Annotated in this window: 6 protein-coding genes and 1 tRNA gene; 5 read left to right on the top strand and 2 right to left on the bottom strand. The window is 46.0% G+C overall.

Going from position 1 to position 3,474, the window contains the following annotated elements:
- The 5 genes from Q0236_RS08600 to Q0236_RS08580 all read left to right on the top strand — a co-directional run.
- Nucleotides 1–464 (top strand): energy-coupling factor ABC transporter permease (locus tag Q0236_RS08600; protein WP_297916914.1); only part of this gene is annotated, 464 nt, incomplete at its 5' end.
- Entirely contained in the window at nucleotides 461–862 is a 402-nt protein-coding gene (locus Q0236_RS08595; protein WP_297916912.1) for a hypothetical protein, read from the top strand. The genes Q0236_RS08600 and Q0236_RS08595, both read left to right, overlap by 4 nt.
- A gap of 28 nt (nucleotides 863–890) precedes the next feature.
- Nucleotides 891–1,163 (top strand): hypothetical protein, encoded by a 273-nt coding sequence (locus Q0236_RS08590; RefSeq protein ID WP_297916910.1) that lies wholly within the window; start codon nucleotides 891–893, stop codon nucleotides 1,161–1,163.
- A complete protein-coding gene (locus tag Q0236_RS08585) occupies nucleotides 1,160–1,807 on the top strand; it encodes an energy-coupling factor transporter transmembrane component T (RefSeq protein ID WP_297916908.1) in 648 nt (215 codons plus the stop codon). Before Q0236_RS08590 ends, Q0236_RS08585 begins: the two co-directional genes overlap by 4 nt.
- Nucleotides 1,804–2,580: an energy-coupling factor ABC transporter ATP-binding protein gene (locus tag Q0236_RS08580; protein WP_297916906.1), complete on the top strand. Its 777-nt coding sequence runs from the start codon at nucleotides 1,804–1,806 to the stop codon at nucleotides 2,578–2,580. The genes Q0236_RS08585 and Q0236_RS08580 overlap by 4 nt, the downstream gene beginning before the upstream one ends.
- A 57-nt stretch (nucleotides 2,581–2,637) precedes the next feature.
- On the opposite strand, the gene Q0236_RS08575 is transcribed toward Q0236_RS08580, so the two are convergent.
- Nucleotides 2,638–2,714: transfer RNA gene (locus Q0236_RS08575), tRNA-Glu, on the bottom strand.
- Nucleotides 2,715–2,961: 247 nt separating this feature from the next.
- A complete protein-coding gene (locus Q0236_RS08570) occupies nucleotides 2,962–3,399 on the bottom strand; it encodes a PH domain-containing protein (protein WP_297916904.1) in 438 nt (145 codons plus the stop codon).
- Nucleotides 3,400–3,474 lie beyond the last annotated feature (75 nt).

Here is a 3,474-nt window from a genome sequence, read left to right as displayed (position 1 = left end):
TTTTCGTCGCCTCTTTCGTGCACCTGCCTGTGGGCGTCAGCTCCATGCACCTGATGCTAAGCGGGCTCGTGGGCGCGTTTTTGGGCTCGCGCGCGATCTTAGCGATTTTCGTCGCGCTATTTTTGCAAGGGGTATTTTTCGGCTTCGGGGGGCTTAGCGTGCTCGGCGTAAATACCGCAGTCATCGGCTTTCCGGCGGTTTTGGGCGGGCTCTTTGCCACCGCTGCAAAAGCGCAAGAACTAAAAGCGCGCGCGCAAAAAATTTATCTATTTTTAGCGGGTTTCGTGCCGATCGTCTGCTCGATGCTGCTTCTTGATCTCGTGCTTTTCATCAGCGGACGGGAGTTTTTTGCTATCGCGACGCTCATCTCGCTCGAAGGAGCGATTCTGGCTGTTTTGGAAGGGATCATCACTCTTTTTGCACTTAGCTTTATTGCGAAATTTTACGGCGGACAAAGGCGATGAGAGCGTTATTTTTCTTAGCGGTTTTGAGCTCCTTCGCATTTTCGCATGCGCTTCATCTTTTCGCGACGCAAGAGGGCGATAGAGTGGCGATTTATAGCTATTTTTATAAAAATTCTCCCTGCATGGAGTGCGAAGTTTTAATCAGTGCGGACGGGCGCGAAATTTTGCGCACTAGGACCGATAAAGAGGGACTTGCGAGCATACGAATGCCAGCGAAAAATTTTACTATTCAAATTTACGGAGGTGCAGGGCACGGCGCGCAGATGGAATTTAGCGCCGAGGACTTTACGTCGCAGGATTCCGGTGATCCTGAAAATTCCACGCCGCAAAATTCTGAACCTCAAAATTTAGACGCCGCTAAAAATTTCGCGTCCAAAGCCCACGCCACAAAATTCTGACGTTTCTGAAAATCCTATGCCGCAAAATTTGAACGCCGCTAAAAAATCCGCGTCCAAAGACAGCGCGCCCGAAAATATCGCGCCGAAAGGCAGTGTGTCTAAAGATAAAATTTCAAATGCTTCCAAGCCTTTGGAAAATTCCGCCTCGCAAAGCATCTTGCCAAAAGAAAGTTCTAAGAGCGATATTAGGAGCATGGCGTTTCAAAGCCAGTCCGCCGAGGCGCCTAAAATCGCGCTTTGTTTGGCCTTGATTTTCGGCTTTTTTGGCTTAATGTGGCTAGCGAAAAGAGCGCGCAAATGAGCCCCACCGTATCACTGCTCGCGTTTTTTATATTCAGCTTCGGCGTCGGACTTAGCGGGCAGCTTTACGCGGCGTTTTTTGCTCCGCCATTGCTTCTTTTTGCGCTTAAAATTTCGATTGCACGCGCGGTCTGCATAAGGCTTGCGGTATTAAATATCTTTGCGATTTTAAGCGCGTTAAGCCCCGCCATAGTCGGTAACTACGAGCTTGCAGGCGTAATATTTTTACGCGCGAATTTGATAATGGCGTTTGCGATTTTGCTATTTTACGGCAAGGATGAATATTTTTTCGCACGCGGATTTTACGGGCTCGGGCTCGGCGAAAAGCTAAGCTCTTTGGTGTATTGCTGCAGGCGATTCGTAAATTTTTTACGCTCGGATTTGGCGAGACTGCAAGCTCTTTTGCGGATGCGTGGATTTGTAGGGACGAGTGGAATTTTCACCTATAAAATTTATGCAAATTTAGTGGGAATTTTAGCGATTTCGGCGCTTGAGCAAGCAAGAAATTTAAGCCTGGTGATGAGCGCGCGAGGGTTTTGCGGTAGGCTATTTTACGAGCGTCGCGAGGGCATGAGCATCTCGGAGGCCTCGTTTTTGGCGTTCGTGCTGGCGTGCGTATTTATTAAAATCGGAGCGATCTTATGAGCTGCTCGCTTAAGGCGCTGGATTTAAGCGCTAAAAACGGCGAGCGAGAAATTTTTCGCGGCGTAAATTTGAGCGTAGGGCATAAGGAAAAAGTGGCGATCTTAGGCGCGAACGGGCAGGGCAAGACGAGCTTGCTTCAAATTTTAGGTGGCCTAAGGCAATGGGGCGAGGGCGAAATCGAGCTTTTCGGCGAGAAGCTTGAGTGTGCGGAGGATTTTATAAAATTTCGCCACGAGATCGGTTTTTTATTTCAAAACAGCGACGATCAATTTTTGTGCGCGAGCGTGTTTGAGGACGTCGCATTTAGCCTGCGTGCGCAAAATGAGCGGTTAAAACGAGCACGAAATGTGGAGCAAAGGCGTGGAATTTTTTCTAAATTTTTTGGTCGTAAGGCGGAAATTTTAAGGCAGGGCAGCGAAAACGACCATCTAAAAAAGCTTGAAATTTTAAGCGAAGAGCAGATCGAGCGCAAGGCGCTGGAGATGCTGCGACGCTTGGGAATCGAACATCTACGCGAGCGGGTGCCCTTTCATCTAAGCGGCGGCGAGAAAAAGCTAGTGGCGCTTGCGGGCGCGCTGGTATGCGAGCCTAGGATACTGCTACTGGACGAGCCTACGACGGCGCTTGATGAGGCGATGCAGGAGCGCGTGGCTGGGATTTTGGCGGAGCTTGACGTAAGCGAGATCATCGTCTCGCACGATAAAAGCTTCATCGATAAAATCGCAGATAGAATTTATTATTTAAAATCTGATGGGCTGTATGAAAGTCCATGATAAAATCATAGATAAATTTATCGTTTAAAATCAAGAGGCTTGTATAAAAGTCCATAATGGCGACCCTTGCGGGATTTGAACCACGCGTTTTCGCACTGAGAATGCAACGTCCTGAGCCACTAGACGAAAAGGTCAAGAAGCCGCATTATAGCGACAAAAACAAAATTTTAGATAAAATACTAAATGTGGTGTCTTAATATGACGGTAAAATTTTTTGGAATTTTAAAGAACGACACAGTGCTTATTGAGCTACGTTATTTAGATTAAAATTTAAAGTGCGATGGATATAATTTTAATTTTAGTCAATCGCACTTATTTTTGAGATAAATTTGGGATGTAAAATTTTATGATTTGACTGAAATTTTATATGCAAGACGGAGATTAGCCTATCTTTTCCATCGCTTTGTTTTTAAATGCTACGGGATTGGTGATATACGGGAAGCTAACCGCCGTTCCGCCGGTGCCTCGTACCACTACGGTACCGCAGCCGAAAATTCGCCCGAGGACACCTTGCGCCACAGATAGGCTCTCGATTTTCTCGTATTTCAGCTCTACGGTGTCGCGGCTGACAAAGCCTGCTTTACCGATTATACGCTGATTTGTAATGGCAAGCTCGTTTGTTTTAAAAACAATCAATCCTTTAAGCAACGCCAGTATAAAAACTCCAAATAATATGACAAAAATTTCGTAATCACCTTTGCTAAATATAAGCAATGCAATGATTAAAAAAACAATAGCGGGAATGAAAACTGCCCAGTGAATTTTAGCTTTCGCAACTATCTCTTCGCCTTTTAGAAGGTTAGACTCTATATAACCCATGAAATTATCCTTTAAAAGAAATTAGGATTTGAATTATACCCCCCCCCCCCCCCAAAAAAATCAGCCATTATCTGA

It is taken from the genome of uncultured Campylobacter sp. (assembly GCF_938031315.1).
Taxonomy (GTDB): Bacteria; Campylobacterota; Campylobacteria; order Campylobacterales; family Campylobacteraceae; genus Campylobacter_B.
This window is presented reverse-complemented; position numbering and strand designations above follow the sequence as displayed.